Origin of the sequence: Arthrobacter sp. ISL-69 (genome assembly GCF_018613775.1) — a bacterium.
In the GTDB taxonomy this organism is placed as follows: domain Bacteria; phylum Actinomycetota; class Actinomycetes; order Actinomycetales; family Micrococcaceae; genus Arthrobacter.
Window position 1 is genome coordinate 1 of the sequence record NZ_JAGGPO010000054.1, and the last position, 20,522, is coordinate 20,522.

19 protein-coding genes and 2 pseudogenes are annotated in these 20,522 nt (G+C 60.6%); 15 read left to right on the forward strand and 6 right to left on the reverse strand.

The genetic code is table 11. The features are described 5' to 3' along the window. The 4 genes and pseudogenes from J7I79_RS23225 to J7I79_RS23240 form a co-directional block, all read left to right on the forward strand. Positions 1 to 971: pseudogene (locus tag J7I79_RS23225) on the forward strand (DUF4113 domain-containing protein); the annotation flags it as partial. 39 nt (positions 972 to 1,010) lie between these two features. Then, the gene (locus J7I79_RS23230; RefSeq protein WP_214957469.1) at positions 1,011 to 1,325 is read left to right on the forward strand and encodes a hypothetical protein; all 315 of its coding nucleotides are present in this window, start codon (positions 1,011 to 1,013) and stop codon (positions 1,323 to 1,325) included. A 27-nt stretch (positions 1,326 to 1,352) separates the two neighbouring features. Then, the gene (locus J7I79_RS23235) at positions 1,353 to 1,637 is read left to right on the forward strand and encodes a hypothetical protein (RefSeq protein WP_214957471.1); all 285 of its coding nucleotides are present in this window, start codon (positions 1,353 to 1,355) and stop codon (positions 1,635 to 1,637) included. A gap of 1,214 nt (positions 1,638 to 2,851) precedes the next feature. Next, positions 2,852 to 3,276: pseudogene (locus J7I79_RS23240) on the forward strand (hydrolase); the annotation flags it as partial. Positions 3,277 to 3,413: 137 nt separating this feature from the next. Here the strand turns inward: J7I79_RS23240 and J7I79_RS23245 are convergent. The 6 genes from J7I79_RS23245 to J7I79_RS23270 form a co-directional block, all read right to left on the reverse strand. Further along, entirely contained in the window at positions 3,414 to 4,856 is a 1,443-nt protein-coding gene (locus tag J7I79_RS23245) for a phenylacetate--CoA ligase family protein (protein ID WP_251043202.1), read from the reverse strand. Positions 4,857 to 5,004: 148 nt separating this feature from the next. Further along, positions 5,005 to 6,306: a hypothetical protein gene (locus J7I79_RS23250; protein WP_251043203.1), complete on the reverse strand. Its 1,302-nt coding sequence runs from the start codon at positions 6,304 to 6,306 to the stop codon at positions 5,005 to 5,007. 142 nt (positions 6,307 to 6,448) lie between these two features. Next, positions 6,449 to 6,778 carry a DUF4234 domain-containing protein gene (locus J7I79_RS23255; RefSeq protein ID WP_214957473.1) on the reverse strand — a complete coding sequence of 110 codons (330 nt, stop codon included), beginning with the start codon at positions 6,776 to 6,778 and terminating at the stop codon, positions 6,449 to 6,451. Between the two features lie 501 nt (positions 6,779 to 7,279). Then, the gene (locus J7I79_RS23260; RefSeq protein WP_214957475.1) at positions 7,280 to 7,579 is read right to left on the reverse strand and encodes a hypothetical protein; all 300 of its coding nucleotides are present in this window, start codon (positions 7,577 to 7,579) and stop codon (positions 7,280 to 7,282) included. Positions 7,580 to 7,609: 30 nt separating this feature from the next. After that, the gene (locus tag J7I79_RS23265; protein ID WP_214957477.1) at positions 7,610 to 8,029 is read right to left on the reverse strand and encodes a hypothetical protein; all 420 of its coding nucleotides are present in this window, start codon (positions 8,027 to 8,029) and stop codon (positions 7,610 to 7,612) included. Between the two features lie 386 nt (positions 8,030 to 8,415). Further along, a complete protein-coding gene (locus J7I79_RS23270; protein ID WP_214957479.1) occupies positions 8,416 to 8,565 on the reverse strand; it encodes a hypothetical protein in 150 nt (49 codons plus the stop codon). A 1,431-nt stretch (positions 8,566 to 9,996) separates the two neighbouring features. Here J7I79_RS23270 and J7I79_RS23275 point away from each other — a divergent pair. The 11 genes from J7I79_RS23275 to J7I79_RS23325 all read left to right on the forward strand — a co-directional run bounded on the left by J7I79_RS23275 (position 9,997) and on the right by J7I79_RS23325 (position 20,115). After that, a complete protein-coding gene (locus J7I79_RS23275) occupies positions 9,997 to 11,346 on the forward strand; it encodes an MFS transporter (RefSeq protein WP_214957481.1) in 1,350 nt (449 codons plus the stop codon). 37 nt (positions 11,347 to 11,383) lie between these two features. Further along, positions 11,384 to 12,544 (forward strand): amidohydrolase family protein, encoded by a 1,161-nt coding sequence (locus tag J7I79_RS23280; protein WP_214957483.1) that lies wholly within the window; start codon positions 11,384 to 11,386, stop codon positions 12,542 to 12,544. Between the two features lie 5 nt (positions 12,545 to 12,549). Next, entirely contained in the window at positions 12,550 to 13,758 is a 1,209-nt protein-coding gene (locus J7I79_RS23285; protein WP_214957490.1) for an alpha-hydroxy acid oxidase, read from the forward strand. An 18-nt stretch (positions 13,759 to 13,776) separates the two neighbouring features. Beyond that, a complete protein-coding gene (locus J7I79_RS23290; protein WP_214957504.1) occupies positions 13,777 to 14,343 on the forward strand; it encodes a Rieske (2Fe-2S) protein in 567 nt (188 codons plus the stop codon). Next, the gene (locus J7I79_RS23295; RefSeq protein WP_214957506.1) at positions 14,340 to 15,428 is read left to right on the forward strand and encodes an amidohydrolase family protein; all 1,089 of its coding nucleotides are present in this window, start codon (positions 14,340 to 14,342) and stop codon (positions 15,426 to 15,428) included. The genes J7I79_RS23290 and J7I79_RS23295 overlap by 4 nt, the downstream gene beginning before the upstream one ends. After that, positions 15,425 to 16,198, forward strand: a complete 774-nt coding sequence (locus tag J7I79_RS23300) for an aldolase/citrate lyase family protein (protein ID WP_214957508.1) — start codon at positions 15,425 to 15,427, stop codon at positions 16,196 to 16,198. Before J7I79_RS23295 ends, J7I79_RS23300 begins: the two co-directional genes overlap by 4 nt. Before the next feature lie 32 nt (positions 16,199 to 16,230). Further along, positions 16,231 to 17,205 carry a phosphotriesterase gene (locus J7I79_RS23305; protein ID WP_214957510.1) on the forward strand — a complete coding sequence of 325 codons (975 nt, stop codon included), beginning with the start codon at positions 16,231 to 16,233 and terminating at the stop codon, positions 17,203 to 17,205. Positions 17,206 to 17,241: 36 nt separating this feature from the next. Further along, positions 17,242 to 17,574, forward strand: a complete 333-nt coding sequence (locus J7I79_RS23310) for a 2Fe-2S iron-sulfur cluster-binding protein (protein WP_214957512.1) — start codon at positions 17,242 to 17,244, stop codon at positions 17,572 to 17,574. Further along, positions 17,571 to 18,845 (forward strand): NAD(P)/FAD-dependent oxidoreductase, encoded by a 1,275-nt coding sequence (locus J7I79_RS23315; protein WP_214957519.1) that lies wholly within the window; start codon positions 17,571 to 17,573, stop codon positions 18,843 to 18,845. The genes J7I79_RS23310 and J7I79_RS23315 overlap by 4 nt, the downstream gene beginning before the upstream one ends. After that, positions 18,823 to 19,026 carry a hypothetical protein gene (locus J7I79_RS23320; protein ID WP_214957521.1) on the forward strand — a complete coding sequence of 68 codons (204 nt, stop codon included), beginning with the start codon at positions 18,823 to 18,825 and terminating at the stop codon, positions 19,024 to 19,026. Before J7I79_RS23315 ends, J7I79_RS23320 begins: the two co-directional genes overlap by 23 nt. Positions 19,027 to 19,404: 378 nt before the next feature. Beyond that, positions 19,405 to 20,115 (forward strand): GntR family transcriptional regulator, encoded by a 711-nt coding sequence (locus J7I79_RS23325; protein ID WP_214957523.1) that lies wholly within the window; start codon positions 19,405 to 19,407, stop codon positions 20,113 to 20,115. Positions 20,116 to 20,522: the final 407 nt, after the last annotated feature.

Below are 20,522 nucleotides of genomic sequence, written 5' to 3' on the forward strand. Positions count from 1 at the left end.
GCATCGACGAAGCCTTCCTCGGCGTCAAAGGCACCCCCGCCGAGCTCCTGGCTCTCGGCCGGGCCATGAAGGCCGCCGTGCGGCGGAACGTCGGGGTGCCGGTCTGCGTCGGGATCGCCGCCACGAAAACTCTGGCGAAGCTGGCAAACAAATGGGCCAAGAACAACCCGGCGTTCGGCGGGGTATGCCACTGGGATTCCGTCCCCGAACCTGTTCGGGAGGCTCTTATGGGGCGCCTGTCCGTGGTGGAGATCTAGGGCGTGGCGGCCCGGCTGACCAGACGGCTGAACGTAATGGGCATCTTCTCGATCCTTGACCTGTCCCGGGCCGATCCCGTGATGATCCGGGACCGGTTCTCCGTGGTCATGATGCGCACCGTCCTGGAACTGCAGGGCACCCCCTGCATTCCGATGGAGGAAGAACGGATCGGGCGGGACCAGCTGATCTTCTCCCGCTCCTTCGCCACACCCATCACCACCACGGCCGGCATCCGACAGGTCATGTCCGTCTACGGACAGCAGGCCGCGGCGCGGCTGGCCAAACACGGGCTGCAGGCCAAAGTCCTCACCGCATTCGCCGGCACATCACACTTCAACCCCAAAGACACGTCCTACCCCTCGGTGTGCGTGCCGCTGCCGATGCCCACCGCGGACCCGGTAATCCTGACCAAAGCCGCCCACGCGCTCCTGCCCCTCATCAACGAGGGAATCCGATACGCCAGAGCCGGGATCACGGTCACCGACCTGCGCCCGACCGGGAACCAGGCACCACTGGCCCTGTTCGAGAACCCACACGAGGAACGCCGCGTCGGAACACTGCTCGAAGACGTGACCCGCCGGTACGGCCGCGGCTCCATCGGCCTGGGCCACGCCGGGATCAGGGGCGGGCCGGACTGGACCATGAAACGGGACATGCTCTCCCCCCGCTACACCACACACTGGGACGAACTCCCCCTCGTCAAAGCCGCCTAAATCAGCACGCTGCAAGAACCACGAAAGAATGCGCTCCTCATGACCATCAGTTCCGAAGCCCCGGCAAGAACCCACATCGTCCAGGTCAGGCTTGGCCCGGCAGGCAACCCGATGGCCATCCGTCACGACGGAAGGATCTGGCTCGTGGACCCCGACACGGCCTCCCAGCACTGGTTCACCCGGGATTCCTGGTGGCACACCAGGCGCAACGCTACCGTCGGAAGCGGGAACCTGGTCAGCGTCGAGCACTGGCGCGTCCAAGTCCTCGGCTCCAACTCGGCGCTGCGGACCTTCGAGCTGCGCCGCGCCCCGTTATCGGAGCAGTGGCTGCTGGAGTCGATCACCGACAACTGAGCCCCGGCCTGCGTATACCGTGGGGCCATGGGACTCATCTACGACGATCCGCGGCTGGCCGCGCTGACGCTGATGCGCATTGCAGCTGAGGAATCCGAAGGCCCCAACGAACTGTCAGTCCGCATGCGTGCGGTCCTGAACGACATGGCACAGCGCAACGGGCCTGAGTATCTGGCGGAGCTGGCGATCGCGCTGGCCAGGGCCGGATTCGTCGCCCTCGAGGAGCTGGCCAAGGTCACGGGCAACAGCACGGCCGAGCTGCTGGCCAGGGTGGAACTCGAGGCGCTGGAAGACCTGGATGACGACGGCTAAGCCTGCGGCTGTGGCCGGCGCCGGGCTGCCGGCGGGGCTTGCCCCGCCGGTGAAAGTCGCCTCGCCAAAGCCGTAACGAAAATGCCCCGAACCAAAACATTGCCCGGAGACCTGAGCTATGAGCCCAAATGGGACGGCTACCGCTGCGTCTGCATTCGGGACGATAACGGGGCCACATTGTGGTCCCGGCAGGGCAAGGACCCGACGAAGTATTCTGTCGGCGTCAAGCACCACCGTGCTGATCTTTGGCCTAGTGACAGGGCATCCCAGTGGTCCCTTCTCCGCCACGCAGCCCGCAGGAACAGCACCCGGGAGATGAGGCGGAGGTCCATGGCGGGGTGGGTCTAGCGGTTACCGGCAGGGGCCAGCGGCCGGTCAGCATGGGCGGTGGTGGCCTCGATAGAGACGCAGCAACTGCGTCGGTAGCCCGAAAGGCTCGGACGCGACCCGCCATCTGATTGTGTATCCATCTGGGTCACCGGCGGTAAGCCGAGAAACATAGCCCGACCGCTGCACGGCCGTGCACCCCTGAACCGTTGCAACGCTTTGGGGGCTGATCGTCGTCGTGCGCCGGTCGAGGAACATTTGCCAATTCCCCTGGGAGGGCGGGAAGGCCATCATTAGGAGCACAGAGCACTGCGATTCGAATCGGAGGCTGCCATGATCCAGGCCCTGCTGTGCAAACTCAACATTCGGCACGAATGGCATCTCGAACATGCCGACGACGGAACCGTGTACAAACGCTGTCGTCGATGTGGCAAGGACGACGACGAACGCGGCGAAGGAAGGAGGGGCGACTTCAGCGCATGGGTAGGTCCGACTGGAGGATAAGGGCACTCGATCGAACAAGAGTTTATCCGCATTGACGAGTCGTAAGAAGGCTCCCTAAGAAACATACGATTGGGCTTCTTGCCCAGTAGTCCTTCACGGGGCTGGAGCGATCCATCTGAGCCCGGCGGCCTAAGCTACGAAGAGTGGTCAAGGACGGCGCCCATGCCCAGACACTGAGACCTCCGGCCGCTCCGGTCCCTCCCGATGCGTCCATTCCTCCAAGGCCGATCGCTCACTGCTGGTGCTTGAAGTTGTCTTCATCGTTTCATAACCCTCGGGTTTAGAGACAAGTATGTGAGAGGCTTCGCCCCACCAGAAGCAACTTCGCTGTTTGTCATCCTAATCCTCATCATCGCTGGGCAGGTCCTCCACGCAATCTGAAGGCAGCACTAGAGCGAGGCCCGGTCCTGGCGATCGCGGCTAGCCATCCACACAGGTTTGGTGTGCAGGTCGAATGGTCGCATCGGCTCGGTGGCGTCCCTGTACTTGTGGCGGACGCAGACCGGCGATGGCTGGGGCGCAAGGATCCGATCATCGAATACTGGTCCAGCAGTCAAACTATCGCCGAGGGTTGACACTGCACCAGACCGGGGGGCACTGCCCGGGCAGCGCGGTGGTGCACTGGGCTGCAGGAGCGGGCGGCAGAGGAGTTCTGCTGGCCGGTGACAGCGTGTATCCGAACCCGGACCGTCGCTCCACCGCCTTCATGCGCAGCTATCCGAATCACTTGCCGCTATCCGGCGCGGTGGCGTTGCGAATCGCCGCGCAGCTGGGCGAGCTCAAGTTCGACCGGATCTACGGCAACTTCTAAACCCCGCGTTGCTTGGCCAGGGCGATCCCTTCGAGCTGGGCATCTCAGCGAACCCTTGAAGCCGCGGTTGCTATACCGGCGCCGGGGACTTGTCCGACCGTGTGAAATTGCCATTGCGTGAACCATCATTGGAGTCAGTCAGCGGCTGCCGGGTTCTTCCGTGCCTGGAAGGTGAGATCCAGGCTCCAGTCTTGGGGAGCTGAGGGACCGAGTTGCCAAACGTACTCGTTCTTGAGCTTCGCGCCGTCAGACCTGAACGGGCCTGTGTGTAGCGGATAGAACGCAACCGTGGGCAGGCTGGTGTCAGGTGATGTGAGGATGGCGTTGTTGAAATCGCCGTTCAGAGCCCTAAGTTGCTGCACGATGTATTTCCGGTAAGCAACCTCGTCCAGGGTGCGCTCTTTGGTGGCTTTCGCGGTCAGCTGCAGCGCGATGTGAAGTTGCCGGTCTCCCTGCTCGTCTTCGAAACTGACCAGGCGGTGGTTCTCAACGGCCGCAAGAAGGATCTGGTCGCCGCTGAGGACGTCGCGCACTGCATCCGGTGCAACGACTGCTCCGTTGAAGTCGACGGACAGGTCGCTTCTGCCGTAATGGAATAGCAGTGGGAGATCCAGGAACTGCTGCCTGATGACGTGTCCGAGCCCGAATTCCTTGAGCACGGCATTGACTTCGCGCACGCGCAGCACGTGCCCGCGGTCATGAATGTTGTATCGGATCCGCGGATTGACGTTTTCCTTCCGCACGATCGTTACCACCAGCTCTCCGCCCTCGTTTGTTTCTATCAGGTAGTCATAAGGGTTGAACTGGAAGATCATCGGCAGCACACCGTACTCTGCCTGCCTGGTGAGCCGGGCCGACAATTCAGGGTTGGCCGCAATGGCCTGACGGAGCTCCACCGTGTAGTCCGTCTCGATGGCCAGGTTGATCTCAAGGTCGGAGGCCCCGTAGGAGCCGAAAGCACTGTGGGCGTACTTTGTGATGTGCCCGCGCATGTTCTCGCTGATGCCTTCTCCGCCGAAAGCCGCCACGATGTCGTAGGCTTCCCAGTTGATACGGTCATCTTCAAACAACGCCTTCAGGAAGGGCGGGTAACTGAGGATGATGTACGTGTAATCCGTCCCGAACTCGAGCATCGTGGCGATTACCTTGTCACGGTCCGGGCCAATGGATTTGATCATGGTGACGTCCGTGAGGGAAGTACTGACGTTCATTCCCGTCGCCCACGCTCCGAGCGAGAAGCAGTTGAGCACGAACGGCTGCTTCTTGAGCGTCTCCGCAGTGCGCGAGAAACCGACCTGGAGCAGCTGCCGCGTGGCAAGCCGTTCGTCGAGGCCACGCACCCAGCTGGTGGGAACGCCTGAACTCCCCGAAGATTCATCGACGACGACACCGCGGCGGGGAAGAACGCCGCCGACGCTGCGGGCCGGAATGGTCCAGCGTTTGATGTAGCTGTCTTTGTCCATCTCCGGCAGTGCGGCGAAGGCCTCAGCAAGCGTCTTGCCCTTCAGGGAAAGCTTTCCAGGCACACCATGCTCGAGGAGGAAAGCGCGATAGGCCGGAACTCGTTTCGCCGCCATTTCAAAAGTTCGCCAGGCCCTCCAGCGTCCGGCTGCCCACCGGAAAGGCTCAATGCCGGGCATCAACAGTATCCGGTGAGTGGACACCCTCGGCGTGAAAAGCCCGACAAACCTGTCCATCAGAAAGACGAATGCGAAAATGAGCGTTTTACTCAAGGGGGGTAGCTCCTGTCGGGACGTGTCCGTCGGGCACCTCGGGCGAAAGACCGAGCAGCATCGAGGTGGCGGGGCGCCGGTGTGCGATTGGAGGGCTGGAACTGTAGCCGAATCTGAAGAGCATCCATGCCATCCTGTTGCCGGATTCGTCGATTCCAGCCTCCGCAACAAATTCGGCGTGAGAGGCCGGGTTGGTGATCACAGTACCGAAGGGATGCAGGTACACGCCTCTTTCAGAGAAGAAGAGCCAGACCCGCATGAAGGTACGCCCGGCTTCGAGAAACTGGGAAGGCTCGGCGAACGGGCCTTCCAGCCAGCCGAGCTGTCGCACGCCGCGCATTGTGCGCAGATACATGAATCTAATGACGCCGCCGATTACCGGGAAGGACCATAAACTGCGGTTCCGCATCGCGAAGCGAAGCACCCGGCCCGGCATCATCATGGTTTCTGCGCTCAGCCCGTCCGCCTGTGCGGCCGCTTTATCCTTTGAGAACCGCAGCCACTGCATGATCTCGGCGTAGACCGCGTCATTGCGTAAATCAGAAAAGAGAGTTTTCTGATTGATCCGCACGAGAGAAGTGACCATACGGGCATCGGCCGTCGAGCGGAAATCATATCCCTGCTCGGCGGCGATCGAGGAAGCTCCCTTCAGAATCTCGTCGCCCACGATCCTGCTGTCATAGGGTCGCCGGGAAGTCTGTCGGGACCGGAAGGCAGCCAGCCGACGTCGAGCCGCGGACAGGGTTTCGGCGTCCGGGCTGGCCGGTTCCAATCGCACTGTGCCAATAAGGTGCAAACGGTCTACGGCCTCGAAATCCATCTCCGAGTGTTCAAGGGCCTCGATGGTCCAGTAGCCGCGGGCTGCGGCGACCACAGACAGCGATTCCAGGAAGACGCCTGCACAAACGTGGGCGAAAGGGATACCAAAGGATTCGGCAGGCAGCCCGAGGTCGAGGTCATAGTAAACGAGCGCCGTTGTCTCGCTGATGGCCCGGAGCTTCATCGGCTGGGAGTTGTGGGGCGAGGGATACCAGCGGACGTCCTCGACAATATCCAGCCACAGAGCCCTGGCGTCCCTAATCATGTGGCCAATCACTGAGACACCTGTAACGATAGCCAGCCACGGGAGCACTTCCTTCGATAAGTAGTTCGGGGAAACCAGCGAACTGAGCCAATAAGTCAGTTCAGTGGAGGGGCACGGCCAGACTTCATGCTTTCCATGAAGCGCTTTTACCGCACTCCCCAAACCGAGACTCATATTTCCAAGTCCGATTTTCGGGGTGCAGTTCAACAACCGACCCTCCTCAGAACACACACGCATTAGGTGGCCCTGTAGTAGGGCGCCGAGCCGACTCTGCCGCCCTATGAATTTGTGTCAGACCATATCCAGCTGCTGCCAGCGCTATCCGGTTATCCTGCAGGACGCTCAGCTGTTCTCAAACTGCGGCAGGAACACCTACCCGGAAACCATCAATGGTCTTGTTGAACTTGTTCTGCACGACGGCCGAACCGATGGAACCCACTAGGAACATCAGCCAGAACGCCGCGTGACGCCCCACACCCTTCTTGGTGAATACCTCGACGCCAGCTGAGTACTTCCACAACCAGATAATGTTGGCAATCGGCACGATAAGCAACCAAGCCGTCGGGATGGCCGTGCCTGACCAATTCATTTCATTCTTGGTACTTACACTCCACACCAGCGCGTAAAACCCGAAAGTGATGATGGGCAAGAGCAAGGGTGCTGCGATGCTGCGGTATTTCATAATTCTCCTGAAACCTTTGTCGGCTCGATTCTGCAGAGGTATCCCTACGTGCCACCAGCTCATCGGCCGTCGATCATCCCCACAATGAAAGTATGCTGCCCGAGCCGCCAGTAATAGCAACTTGGGGCAATCCTGCGGAAATCCTGTGGCTAGGTACGCCGCATTGATCTGTAGACCATCAACTAGGAACGGAAACTGCGCGTCACGAAGTCGATTTCCAGTTCTTCGAACTGTTCCCTCTGAGAGGGTCTGGGACAACATGGGGCTCGGCCCCTCCGGCTTCTTGGGACCATTCCAGGGGCCACCTATCGAGGTGACCCACCGGATTGACTCGCGGCTCAAACCGAGCCTCGAAATCACCAATTGCAGTTCTTCCTCGTCAGTCTCCTATGGGCTGAAAGACGGGAAGACCTTTGACCGGACCTTCGACTTTGTTCGGCCACACGGGTCCCCCTTTACATCGGTCACGGACAGACTTGATGAGACAATGACGCGCCGGACTCACGGCGGAAGTAACGCTTGTGTTTTATGAACGGTCGTTCGCGGGACACCAGTTGGACTCGAAGTTCGGGAGTAGAAGGGCGATACTTCGCGAAGTCGCCCGGAGCCTTGTTCAGCGTCGACGTAGTCCTCGACGGAGGTATCAGGCGTGGCCATGAAGTCTTTAGAGATCTGGAACATCTGGTCCTCGTTGCCGGCAGTGACGGCCCCGGAGGGCGGCTTGACCTCCATCACCAGCTGCAGAAAGAACACGTCGAGAGGGTTGTCCCGAACCAGCGCGGGGATGGTTCCCGGTTCCACGATCGCACCGGGGCAGGTGGACCGCCACACTTACGGAATAGGGACCACTTCTGCGTGTTCATCAAACTGTCTCGCCGAAGGGCAATCCACGGACTTCATCACCCGCTCGCCAGCGTCTACCGAATACCGCACGCACGCCTTGACCCTGTAGTCCTGGGCCCACCAGCCGCCACCGCGGCCTGCGTATTGCTGAAGGTACACGTCAGCGACGGGCTCCATGTCGTCATCCCAAGCAAAGGCATACAGGGTTGGAAAGCCCTTGATGCGCTGCTCTAGATCCTCAGGGCTGCTTGCCCGATCAATGGTCCGCCCGAACCGCTCCAGGACACCTGCCGCGTGCTCGCGGAGCGCGGTCCGCGTCTCTTCCTCGTTGGATGGTCTGATGTTGCATCCAGTCAATGTCAGTGCCGCACCGACAGCGACGGCTGCAAAAGTCCCCCACGTGTTCATTAGGCCACCGTACTGGGATGTGCTGTTTGTCATTCTGTTCCCCATGATCGCTGGGCGGATCCTGCGCGCAACCAGGGCGCTACGCGCCGCTCACGATCCAAGACTTCGCTCGGCGCTCCTTTGTCGCCTATTTCCTCGCGAAATCTTGGATCGCTCCCGGTTCCCCAAGTTGCACTCCGGCCCCTCAAACCCAGCGGTGACTCCGTTATCAGAACGACGCCCAAATCTGACGGACACATCCGGTGCCGCCAGCCGCTGTAGGAGAAGGACCCACGGACCGGGTCCTCCTTGCCCAAACCCATGGCTGGCCTCAGCGGTACCGAGTCGAATGGGCACAGCAGCTGCTGCTCCACGCCTACACACAGCAGAACGAAGCACTCGGAACGCTAATCACTGCGGTCGCCTTCATCAACCGGCGGGAAGGCCGCGGCAGCAAAGCCCACCAGTTCCTGGAACTCGCCCTCCAAGCCGACCCACCGTCTGGCCAGGCTCAGCGACCAAATGTTCGGCCGCGGAATGGTTGCCGGCTGGAACATGGACAAAGACTGGGCCCTCCTGCCCTCAGACCTTGAAGCATCCTTGGCCCCAGCCATTCGGATGAGGAGGCCGATGATGGCGGGGCGTTTCGGAGCCAGCCGAACACCGCAGCGTCCCACCGCGCCGGATCAGAATTCCACTCCTGCTTGTGCTCCACCGACCGAAAGGTGTCGACGGGCGTCTCCCAAATGCAGGTACGTCATGCCGTCCCGCGTACTTCCTGACATGAACGAGTCAGAACAGATATATCGGAACTGGGCCCTTCAGTCTCCATCACCGACCACAAATAATCCACAAGTCATGTTGTATCCGGACCTAGCCGCCATGAACTGGTGAAGACGAAAACCAACGGGAAAGGACCACCAAGGATGAACTCCCAGACGAAGCCCGTTCAGACAGGATCCGGCCCACCGGACTAAGCCAGCACCCCCACACAACCGAATACGGGCCTCCGGGAACCCACACACCCCCGGAGAACCAGGTCAGAGGCGAGAGTGTGGACACTGTCCACACGAAAAAGCACCAATTTCAGAGAAAACCGCCCCTGACCTGCGGAAACACCTGTGCCCAAGGTGGGACTCGAACTGCATTCCAGCCCTTGCAACACTGGGAACTACTGCAAACATCCCCAATCCGGCCCAGTCCGACCGATGTACGGCCGAGTCCGAAGCCAAAAGTGTGGACACTGTCCACACTTCCTTTTTGCCCATTTTCCGCCACTATTCACGCGTCGGCAGCGTCCCTCCGCGCGCGGCCGTTCGTTCTTGACCGTGACGTCATTCCGCTCCGAGCTAGTACGCTCCGGAGCCAAGGCTGGGGCCCGGTCGGCTGCCGCGAACGAGCGCCTGCCCGTGAGGCAAGGCGCTCGGTGATATTCGGTGAGCGTCATGGCGGTTGTTTCCTCCTCTCCGCACATCTCATGGCCAAACGTACGGGATCCCGCATGACCAGGCGATAGTCCGCCCCCGTACGGGCGACGGCGCCCCGGTACGCCGCGTTGCAGGTTGCGAAGCCATCCTGATGGACCAAGTAGTTCGCCCTGCGCCATTCTCGATCCCTAACTCGCTGGGCTGGCCGTCAGCGCACCTGGGCGCCAGCGCGTCGACGCGAGGACGACGAAAGGTGGGTATCGGCTCCCAAGAATGGGCGGGGAGCGGCCGTAAGGGGGCTCCGACTGGCAGCGTGCTCGGGCCGGCTCTCCGCCTTTTCGGCCCGGTCGAATCCGCGCGTTGCATGTGCTCAGCCGTTGAGCACTTGCCGTCAGGAGACCGGCACCTCAATCCAGGTCGAGGCACCTCGGACCCATCACTTCGACACTGATGCACTCCCAATAAGGTGATTCAGTTCACTTTATGGCATTGATTTTATAAAATATAAAAGCTACAGTCTTCTCAAAGCCGGGAAGTGCCCGGCGTTACACGGAGGCCCTAATGGACGACTCAACGACGAGCACATCTATCCCGCCGAGCGGCCTGACCATAGATCCAGATTTGGCTGTTTCTACCCCCCGGGAGCAGCGGAGGGTCCTGCTTTCGAGCCTGGTCGGGGCTTTGATCGAGTGGTACGACTTCTACTTGTTCGGAATCGCGTCGGCGATGGTGTTCAACGTCCTGTTCTTCCCGCAGTTCGATCCTCTTGTCGGTACATTCCTCGCGTTCACCACCCTTGCTGTTGGGTTCTTCGCGCGACCGCTTGGTGGCGCTATTTGGGGCCACTACGGCGACAAGGTCGGTCGGAAACAAATGCTCGTTCTGTCCATCCTGGCCATGGGCGTCTGCACCACGGCCATGGGTTTGCTCCCCACCTACGCCCAAATTGGCGTGGCAGCACCGATTCTGTTGCTGATACTCCGCCTCGTCCAAGGCATCGCTGCAGGCGGCGAATGGGGCGGAGCGGTACTCATGGCCATGGAGCACTCCCCCAAGCGCCGCGGCTTCTCCAGCAGCTTCCCGCAGATGGGCCTGACAGGCGGAATCCTCGTTGCCAACGGCGTGTTCGCCTTGGTTGCCGGGATGATGCCCGAAGACCAGCTGCTGGCCTGGGGGTGGCGCATTCCTTTCCTTCTCTCGGCAGTTCTCGTCATGATCGGTTTGTGGATTCGCCTCGGAGTGAGTGAAAGTCCGGTCTTCCTTGCAGAACAGAAGAAGCAGGCACAGGCTCCCGCTCAGAAAAAGGCTCCGCTCGTGGAAGTGTTCAGGCACCCGCGGACACTGATTGTCACCATCCTGTTGGTTATTGGCCCCTTTGCCGTCAGCGCCGTCTATCTCACGTTCGCCGCTTCCTACGGCCTGCAGGTGGGTTTCTCGCGGTCGGATCTTCTGACCGCTTCCATAGTTGCGGCGGCCCTAGGCGTGATCGGGCAGCCGATTTTCGCGACCTGGTCCGACTACATCGGGCGCAAGAAGGTCGTCGGGTTCGGCCTTATTCTGCAGGCAGTCACCGGTGTCATCTTCTTTGCCCAGATGAACACCGGAAGCGTCGCGGGACTTTACTGGTCCATCTCTCTCATCGCTATCGCCCACGCAATTTGCTACGCACCCCTGGCGGCATGGCTGGGTGAACTGTTCCCCACCCACCTTCGTTACACGGGTTCCTCAATGGGCTATCAAATCGCGGGCACCTTGGGTGGCGGACTGACTCCCGCTCTCTGCACCTGGCTGTTGATCACCGCAGGCGGTGCCCCCCATTCCGAACTGGTCGTCATCTTTGCCGCAGCCGTGAGCCTGCTGTCACTTGTTGGCGTGCTGATGGCCAAGGAAACCTACCAAGCAAAGCTCTAGGGATTCCGTCCACGACAGGAATCCAAGAAGGAAAACAATGACTATCACAGACCTGAGCGTTTCCAAGGCGCCCACTGGATCCAAACTTGGGGTTATTGACGTGGATTTCCACCCGATGCCCCTGCCCACGGACCCGCAGGTGGCCGATCATCTCCCGCAGCAGTGGAAGGATTACATCAGCCGTTATGGTCTGGGGGCCATGGGCGGCGGTGTCTACCCCTCGCAGCGTGAATTCACCCACCGGCTTGACGCCGTGGATGACAACGGACGGGTTGGACTGGATCCGTATCTGGCCGTTGAACAGGTGCTGGACCCGTTCGATATGACCGCTGCTGTCCTGACCTGCCCTCAGACCTACATCATCAGCAACGGCGGAGCGAACATGCCCCACAAGCTGGCTACCAGTCTGTACCGTGCCTACAACAACGCGTTGGCCGAGACATGGTGCGCAGCCGATGACCGGTTCCGGGCTTCCGTCACGGTGGCTCGCGACCTCCCCGGCGGTGAGCGGGAGATCCAGCGCTGCAAGGAGGGCGAGTTCGGCGACAAGTTTGTGCAGGTGCTGATGTCCCCCTCAGGGCAGGACCCGCTGGGAAAGCGACGGTACTGGCCTATTTTCGAGGCTTGCGAAAACTATGACATCCCGCTGTCGTTCCACGTCCCGGGCATGGGACGGCAGCCCACGGGAGCCGGACGCCAGAACTTCTATGCTGAAACCCACGCGGCCTTCGGAGTTCTGCCGCTCGCTCTGGTGCCGAGCCTTATTTTCGACGGTGTTTTCGACCGCTTCCCGAAGCTCAAAATTGCGATGCTTGAAATGGGCTGGGACTGGGTTGCCCCGTTCAGCTGGCGTCTGGACGCGACCTGGGAAAAACTCCGCCACGAGCTGCCCCATCTGCAGCGCAAGCCGTCGGAGTATCTTAAGGAACACTTCTGGTTCAGCACCCAGCCCCTCGAGGAACCCGAACGGCCCGACATGCTCGAAGGCGTATTCGGCATGTTCGAAGACTCAGGGTTCGCTGACAGGCTGATGTTCTCCTCGGACTACCCCCACTGGGACTACGACTCACCATACGAGTCGGTGCCGGAGAGTTTCCCCGAAGATCGCCGCCGCCGCATCCTGGGCGAGAACGCCAGCAGGCTTTACGGTATCCCGCTTCGTGAAAACAGCGGCCTGCCCTCCCCGAACGGGGCGTAGCAACCATGGCAATCACAAACGCTCTGAGCAAACGCCGGCTGGCAGGAGTCCTTAACTACGACGACGCCCGGGATAGCGCCAGACGGCAGCTCCCCCTGGCCATCTTCGACTACGTCGACGGCGGAGCCGAAGACGAAGTCACCCTGCGGAGAAATGTCCACGGTTTTAGGGACTTGGCCTTCGAACCCCGCGGTGCAACCTGGGTTGAGAAACCCGATCTGAGTACCAAATTGCTGGGGCTTAACCTCTCGATGCCGATCCTCACAGCCCCCTGCGGAGGCATGCGGCTAGTGCATCCGGACGGGGATCTCGGCATCGCAGCAGCGGCATCAAAGGCCGGCATCGCCCACGTCGCGACCTCGGCATCCGGATACACCTTAGAAGAAATCGCCGAGACGCCCGGTCCGCAGTGGTTCCAGGCATACAAGTTCTCCAGTCAGGACGCCATGAGATCCCTCATCCGGCGCGCCAAAGCGGCGGGTTACGAAGGGCTCGTGGCAACAATCGACACCAGTGTGTCCGGCAACCGCGAAAAGGACTTCCGCAACGGCTTCAGCTACAACATGAGCATTAATCTCTCAAACATATTCCGGATGGCACCGAAGATGATCAGCCGGCCGGGGTGGGTATACAGGTTCATGAGAGACGGCATGCCGTTTGTATTGCCTAACACTGCCGATCTCACGGCAAACGGCAAACCAATGGAACTCACCGAAATGATCCGGACCGGAAAAGAATCGCATTCCCCGTCATGGGATGACATCGCCTGGATGAGGGCGAACTGGGACGGCCCACTGATCATCAAAGGCATCCTCAGCACCTCCGATGCGCGCACCGCGGTCAAGCTTGGTGTGGACGGAATCATCGTCTCGAACCACGGCGGCCGCCAACTCGACGGCGCTCCCGCCTCCGTAGCCGTTCTCCCTCAGATTGTGGAGGCTGTCGGCGACGACGTCACCGTCATCCTCGACAGCGGAATCCGCCGCGGAAGCGACGTTCTGAAGGCTCTCGCCCTCGGCGCAAAGGCAGTCATGGTAGGCCGGCTCCCCGCCTGGGGATTGGCGGTCGACGGAGAAGCCGGCGTATCCCATGTTCTGGAAACGACCCGCACGGAGATGGTCCGCACCATGCGCCTCCTTGGATGCTCATCGATTCACGAACTGGATCCTTCCTGGCTCAGCAAACAATCCCTCGCCGGCGCCGTTGCCCGGTAAGCAGAAAGCGAACACGATATGAATGAACCAATAGCTTCCGTCAAGAAGCCCCAGAAGTTTGTGGTTGCCCCGGTAGAAGATATCCCACCGGGCAGCCGCCTCATCGTCGATGTCGGCGGCCGGGAAGTGGGCATCTTCAACATCAAGGGCTCCTACTACGGCATGCTCAACCGTTGCCCCCATGTCGGCGGCCCCCTGTGCCAGGGACAACTGGTCAACTCCGTGACAGCCACAGTCCCCGGGCACATCACCCTGGATGACTCACAGGATCTGCTCACGTGCCCTTGGCACAACTGGGAGTTCGACATCAAAACCGGACAATCCTACTGGGATCCCAAACACATGCGTGCCCGCCCCTTTGCCGTGAACGTTGAAGCCGGAACAGCCGTAGCAGATCAAGTCGATGGCGGGAGCGTGGGGCGGATCAAAGGTCCCTACCGGGCCGAAACGATCGAAGTGTCGGTCGAGTCCGATTACGTGGTTCTGTCGATGCGGCCGCAACGGCCCGGAACTGCCGTCAAACCCGGCGCCTGCGCGCCCCCGCCCACTGTGACCACCGAAATGAAAGTAGAGGCCAGGCCATGACCACACCCCTGCTCACCGGCATCCAGAGAAGCACCTCGTGGACCGGGCCCGTCATCGACTGCGATGTGCATGCAAACGTGCCCTCTATTGAAACCCTCTTCGACTACATGGATCCCGTATGGGTCCAGGGGACCCAGGAGCGCGGCTGGCACGGACCCACTGGTCCCCGCCTGAGCTACCCGCCCGGGGCAGCCACGACCGCGCGGGACGTATGGTGCCATGACGGCTTGATGCCCGCATCAAAGGTGTCGATGCTCCAAAACGACATCCTCGATCCTTGGCAGGTCGACCGCGCAGTCCTCAACTGCTACTACGGCGTGGACTCCCTGCGGCACCCTGATTGGGCGGCAGCCCTGGCTTCCGCCGTCAATAACTGGATCATTGCCGAATGGCTGGACAAGGACCCGCGCCTCGTAGCATCACTGGTGATCCCGGCACGCGATCCGATCGCGGCGGCAGCGGAAATAGACCGCGTCGGATCGCACCCAGGCTTCGTCCAGGTCATGCTTCCGGTTCGTTCAGAACGCCTGTACGGTCAGCGGATCTTCAACCCCATCTACGAAGCCGCCGCCCGCAATGATCTCGTGATCGGCCTGCACTGGGGCGGCACCACAGAGGACGCACCATCCCCGACCGGCTACGCCTCGTGGTACGCAGAACAGTACGCGGCCGAAACGCAGGTCTACGTTGCCCAGCTCACCAGCATGGTGTTCGAAGGGACCTTCCAGAAGTTTCCGGACCTCAGAGTTGCAGTCATGGAAGGTGGATTCAGCTGGGTGCCCACGTGGGGGTGGAGCATGAACAAGAAATGGAAGGGCCTGCGCCGCGAAACCCCGTGGGTCGACCGGCTCCCCCTTGAGATCATCAGGGACCATGTCCGGTTCTCCGTGGCCCCTGCAGATCTCGGCCCGCGGGAACATTCGCAGAGGATCATTGAGTGGCTCGGCTCCGAAGACCTTCTGATGTTCGCAACAGACTACCCGCACCGCCATGACGACGACATCGACGAACTCCTCGCCATCATCCCTGCGACGATGAAGGCAAAATTGATGTCCGAAACTGCCCGGGCCTGGTACAAACTGTGACGGTCCACAGCCGTCCCAACAGGCTTAAAGCCATACTGGCCAGCGAAGAGACCGCGGTGGGCTTCTCATGCGCTCTGGGTAACGCACAGATCGCCGAAGAATTCGCCATGGCAGGATTCGACTTCATTTACATTGATCAACAGCACGGGCTGACATCCCACGACACCCTGATCGAGATGCTCAGAGCCGTCTCACGCAGTGAGACCACCCCACTGGTGCGGGTCGCCGCCAACGATACGGCCCTCATTGGCATGGCTTTGGACGCGGGTGCCGAGGGTGTCATTGTGCCGATGATCAACACCGCCGAGCAGGCCCGGCTTGCGGCGCTGGCCTGCCGCTACTATCCCCAGGGCGTCAGGAGCTGGGGTCCGATCCGGGCGCGCTATGGCCTCGGATCGGACCCTCAAACCGTCAATCGGGAAGTGATCTGTCTGGTCATGATCGAGACCAGCGAAGGTCTCAAGAATCTGGAGGAGATCCTGGACACGCCAGGCGTGGACGGCGTCTACATCGGTCCCGCAGATTTAGGAGTGAGTCTCGGCGGCCAGCCACTTAGCTTCGATCAGACCACTGACACGCTGCAGTTGGATGCGATCAGCAGCATCCGCCAAGCGTGCGCCGAAAGGGGCCGGATCGTCGGGCTCAGTGGTGACCCCGAGCAGCTCGCCGCCGACGGCTTCAACATGATCACCGCCGCCTTGGATTTCGCCATGATCCGCAAAGCCATCAGCGAAGTGCGCCGGCCGGCCGCAGTCGCTGCGGGCAAATAAGAAAGACCCGAACCCCTTTAGAAAGGCAAGCCATGACTACTGTCGAAACCGTCCGAGGCCCCGTTGCTGCGGAGGACCTGGGCACGACACTGACGCACGAGCACCTGTTCACTAAGAACCCTGAACTGGAACAGGACTACCCGCACCCGGAGTGGGACGAAGAACGACTGGTTCAAACCGCAATCGATGGTCTCAACGCCCTCAGCGCCAAAGGCATCCGGTCCGTAGTTGATCTGACCGTCCCCGGACTTGGCCGCTACATCCCCCGGGTCCAGCGGGTGGCTGCCGAAACGGACATCAACATCGTGGTCGCAACCGGGTTCTACTCCTTCAAAGATCTCCCCATGTTCTACAAGATCAACGGCCCGGGCCTCATGGTGGACCGTTCCGAACCGCTCGAAGAGTTCTTTATCAAAGACCTCACGACCGGCATTGCGGACACCGGAGTGAAGGCCGCCATGATTAAGATCGCCACGGACGAATACGGGATCACCCCCGACGTTGACCGGATCATGCGCGCTGCAGCCGCGGCACACCAGGAAACCGGGGCAACCATCACCACCCATACCCACGCTGAGGATTTCACGGGCAGGGACCAGCAAAAATTCTTCGAAGCCCTCGGTGTCCCATTGGAACACCTCGTCATCGGTCACTGCGGGGACAGCACGGACCTAAGCTACCTCCGCGAACTTATGGACAACGGATCAACGCTCGGCCTCGACAGGTTCGGGATGGAACAAGTCCTGCCGGACGAGCAACGGATCGACATGCTCGTCAAACTCTGTGAACTGGGCTACGCCGATCGCCTGACACTCTCGCACGACGCCGGGTTCTTCAGCATCAACACGCCCCCCTCCTGGCGGGCCAAAAACGCGCCGAACTGGCACCACGCCAACATCTCCGACCGGATCCTTCCCGCCATACGGGCGCGGGGTGTGTCTGAAGAAACAATCCACCAGATCATGGTCACCAATGCGGCCCGGGTCATGGTCGGCCGCAGGGCCTGACCCACACTTCACGCACAATCAGTTAGGAACGAAACCATGCCAAAAATCTTCTACCACCACCCAGGTGGCGCCACAGACGTCATCGACGCTGTCCCCGGCACATCCGTCATGCGGGCCGCCATCACCAACGGGGTCGATGGAATCATTGGCGAATGTGGAGGGCAGGCCATGTGCGCAACCTGCCACATTTACGTGCGCGAGGAGTACGTCGGAGCGCTTCCGGCCATGAACGAGGACGAGGACGAAATGCTCGATGTCACCTCATCCCCTCGCGACGACGAACGTTCGCGCCTCGGTTGCCAAATAAAAGTCGGCCCGTCTCTGGTTGAGATCGCCGTCGATCTTCCGCCGACTCAGGTCGAACCATGAGCCGCATCGTCATCATCGGAGGCGGACAGGCCGGTGTGCAATTGGCCGACTCACTCAGGACGGAAGGTTACGAGGGCGCCATCGACTTGTTCGCTGATGAGCCGCACCTGCCCTATCAACGGCCGCCACTGTCCAAGGACTTCATGTCTGAGGACGAAAGTGCAAGCGCACTGCCCCTCAGAGCCGGAAGGTTCTTCAGGGAACGCGCAGTGGAGTTCCACCAGGGTGTGCAGGTCACCGCCGTCGATCCGGAGGCGCAAACCGTTGTAGCCAGCAACGGCGCCACCCTCTCCTACACGAACCTCGTTTTCGCCACCGGAGCCCGCAACCGGGAAACGACCGTCCCGGGCTCCAAACTGGACGGAATTCGCTACCTCAGAACTCTCGATGATGCCATAGCCCTGCAGGCTGAGCTTGGCAGCGCCAAACACGTTGTCGTCATCGGGGCGGGTTTCATAGGCATGGAGTTCGCAGCTGCGGCCCGGAAACGAGGGCTTGATGTTACCGTCCTCGAGTTCGGACCTCGTCCCATGGGCCGCGTCCTTTCGCGATTCATGTCGGGCTATTTCGCAGATGTTCACACCGATAACGGCATCAAGCTGAAACTGGGCGAAGGAATCTCCTCGCTGACCGGGACCGGAGGAAAGATCAGCGGTGCCGTCAGCGCCAACGGCACGGAATACCCTGCAGACCTCGTCGTAGTCGGAATCGGTGTCCTTCCCAACAGTGAGCTGGCAGAGCGGGCCCGCCTGGAGATAGAAAACGGAATCGTCGTAGACACGTATCTGCAAACGAGCGACCCGAACATATTCGCCCTGGGGGACTGCAGCAGTTACCCCAGCCCACACACAGGTTCGCGGATCCGGTTGGAATCGGTCCAGAATGCCACTGACCAAGCCAGGAGTCTGGCGAAGACCCTCACGGGCAAACCTACGCCCTACGATAGCCTTCCGTGGTTTTGGTCCCAGCAGGGAACGGTGAAACTTCAGATAGCTGGGATTATCCACAGCGACGACGAATCGATCGTGCGTGGCGACCCGGCAACTGGCAAGTTCTCGGTCTACTGCTTTAGGGACGGCCGCCTCACCGGAGTGGAGTCGGTAAATAGCCCCGCAGAGCACATGGCCGCCCGGAAGATTCTCGAACAGCGGCTTCCACTCACACCCGAACTGGTGATGGATGCTGACTTCGACCCGAAGCGCTCGGCGAGGCAGTTGGCCTTCCTCAAACAGAACGACGAGGAAAGCCTTGAGCAACCTGCAACAGTTTGAATGGCACAGGCTGATCGGGGTAAGGGTGAGCATCTGGAGGGCCAGCAAATATATCAGAACCGGCGTCGTGGAAATTGCCGCTGCGCCCGGAGCCACCGCGTGGGTAGCCGCTGACGGCGTCGAAGCAAGAATGATGGTTGAAAAGGATTCCGGTTATGAGCTTTGGACGCCCCGCCCATAGAGGCAACAGCGAAGGCCCCACTGGCGCCGCCGGTGCATTTATTCATGCGTCACACCGTAGGGCGGATATTGGACGCCAAAAACCCCGCGACATAAAGCAGGTTCCGAAGATACCCCACCTGCACCGTGATTTGATCGCCCCGGTTGAAAGAAATGATGGGCCAGGCAGGGCGTTGCCAGACCCTGTCGACGACAAACACAGTTTCCCGTCGGGTGAGCTCACGTCTTCGGCATGGGAGGGATGGTGCCACACGGCGCCGAGATAGCGTCTGTACTCAGCCGTTCTGCACGGTCGGTGATGGCGACCCGGAAGGTAGCCCCAAAACCAATCGCCGCGAAGATCAAGAGAGCGGCTGAGCGCCATGATAAATTATATTTTATGCAAAAGAGCCTCAAGCTTGAATTGATGGGTCAGGCTGTTGCAGCCCTAATCCGGGAACAGATCCTAAGCGGCGAAGTCAAACACGGTGACGCCCTGCGCCTCGCTCCACTTGCCGAAAAACTGAACGTGAGCATCACCCCGGTGCGGGACGCCTTACTGCAGTTGGCCAGAGACGGATGGGTAGTACATCAGCCCAATCGAGGCTTTCGCGTTGTGCCAATACGACGGGACAACGTGATCGACACCTACTTCATGTGGTCCACCGCCGAAGGTGAGCTCGCAGCACGAGCGGCGTCCCGATCCACTCCGGAGAGCATAGTCGTCCTTCGCAACCTGGACGCTGAGTTGCACAAACTCGAAGACCATCAAAGCAAGCACGCGCTGGACCTGAACGCCGAACTCCACACCGCCATCCACAACTTGGCCGATGCCCCCAAATTGCTTTGGTTTGCCGAGGCGGCACGACGACTGGTGCCTCTACAGTTTGACTCAACCTTTCACGCCGTTCCAGGCTGGGCCGAGATCAACCGCTTCGGCCACACAGCAGTTATTGACCGGATCGAGATGGGTGATTCCTCCGGTGCCAGGAAGCTCATGTTTGAGCATTTTGAGAGCACATGCACTTTACTTGTGACGTGGTTGGACGGCATGGATCTCTGGGAAACCCAGCCAGCTCCCGGGTCGAGTGAGACCATCGGGAACGATTGACCAAGCAGCGTGCCGAAGGGACTCCGGGAACGGAGTCCAGACGCGGGAACGGAGTCCAGACGCGCATACCGCCCAAAAGCCGCGCCGGCTCAGGTAGCGATTGGGCTCCAGTAGTGATTCGTCTGTGCTTATTCGTTACCAAGGGTTCGGCAGTTTGCGCGGAACCCCCCAAACCGCTGAACGTCCAGTTGTACTCAGCCATCAGGCTAGTGACACGCGTGATCGGGTGCTCTGTGATCTGGGCTGCTATCAGCGCCCGATGGCCCAGCTGCCGCGGTTCGGAGTTGACTCACCCTAACGTCAGCAGGCCCCGCACAGCGATACCCGGCAGCCGAAGCATCTGGCAGAACGTCCGGCCAGTGAGAGCCCTCCCCTCCCCTGCCGTTAGTTGACGAAAGGGTCATTAT

Bases quoted from the DNA above. Each gene is read 5' to 3' on its own strand.
- J7I79_RS23295 (WP_214957506.1), top strand. From the start codon at position 14,340: ATGACCACACCCCTGCTCACCGGCATCCAGAGAAGCACCTCGTGGACC.
- J7I79_RS23315 (WP_214957519.1), top strand. From the start codon at position 17,571: ATGAGCCGCATCGTCATCATCGGAGGCGGACAGGCCGGTGTGCAATTG.
- J7I79_RS23325 (WP_214957523.1), top strand. From the start codon at position 19,405: ATGCAAAAGAGCCTCAAGCTTGAATTGATGGGTCAGGCTGTTGCAGCC.
- J7I79_RS23235 (WP_214957471.1), top strand. From the start codon at position 1,353: ATGGGACTCATCTACGACGATCCGCGGCTGGCCGCGCTGACGCTGATG.
- J7I79_RS23230 (WP_214957469.1), top strand. From the start codon at position 1,011: ATGACCATCAGTTCCGAAGCCCCGGCAAGAACCCACATCGTCCAGGTC.
- J7I79_RS23255 (WP_214957473.1), bottom strand. From the start codon at position 6,778: ATGAAATACCGCAGCATCGCAGCACCCTTGCTCTTGCCCATCATCACT.
- J7I79_RS23245 (WP_251043202.1), bottom strand. From the start codon at position 4,856: ATGGCGGCGAAACGAGTTCCGGCCTATCGCGCTTTCCTCCTCGAGCAT.
- J7I79_RS23310 (WP_214957512.1), top strand. From the start codon at position 17,242: ATGCCAAAAATCTTCTACCACCACCCAGGTGGCGCCACAGACGTCATC.
- J7I79_RS23280 (WP_214957483.1), top strand. From the start codon at position 11,384: ATGACTATCACAGACCTGAGCGTTTCCAAGGCGCCCACTGGATCCAAA.
- J7I79_RS23305 (WP_214957510.1), top strand. From the start codon at position 16,231: ATGACTACTGTCGAAACCGTCCGAGGCCCCGTTGCTGCGGAGGACCTG.
- J7I79_RS23275 (WP_214957481.1), top strand. From the start codon at position 9,997: ATGGACGACTCAACGACGAGCACATCTATCCCGCCGAGCGGCCTGACC.
- J7I79_RS23265 (WP_214957477.1), bottom strand. From the start codon at position 8,029: ATGAACACGTGGGGGACTTTTGCAGCCGTCGCTGTCGGTGCGGCACTG.
- J7I79_RS23285 (WP_214957490.1), top strand. From the start codon at position 12,550: ATGGCAATCACAAACGCTCTGAGCAAACGCCGGCTGGCAGGAGTCCTT.
- J7I79_RS23290 (WP_214957504.1), top strand. From the start codon at position 13,777: ATGAATGAACCAATAGCTTCCGTCAAGAAGCCCCAGAAGTTTGTGGTT.
- J7I79_RS23270 (WP_214957479.1), bottom strand. From the start codon at position 8,565: ATGTTCCAGCCGGCAACCATTCCGCGGCCGAACATTTGGTCGCTGAGC.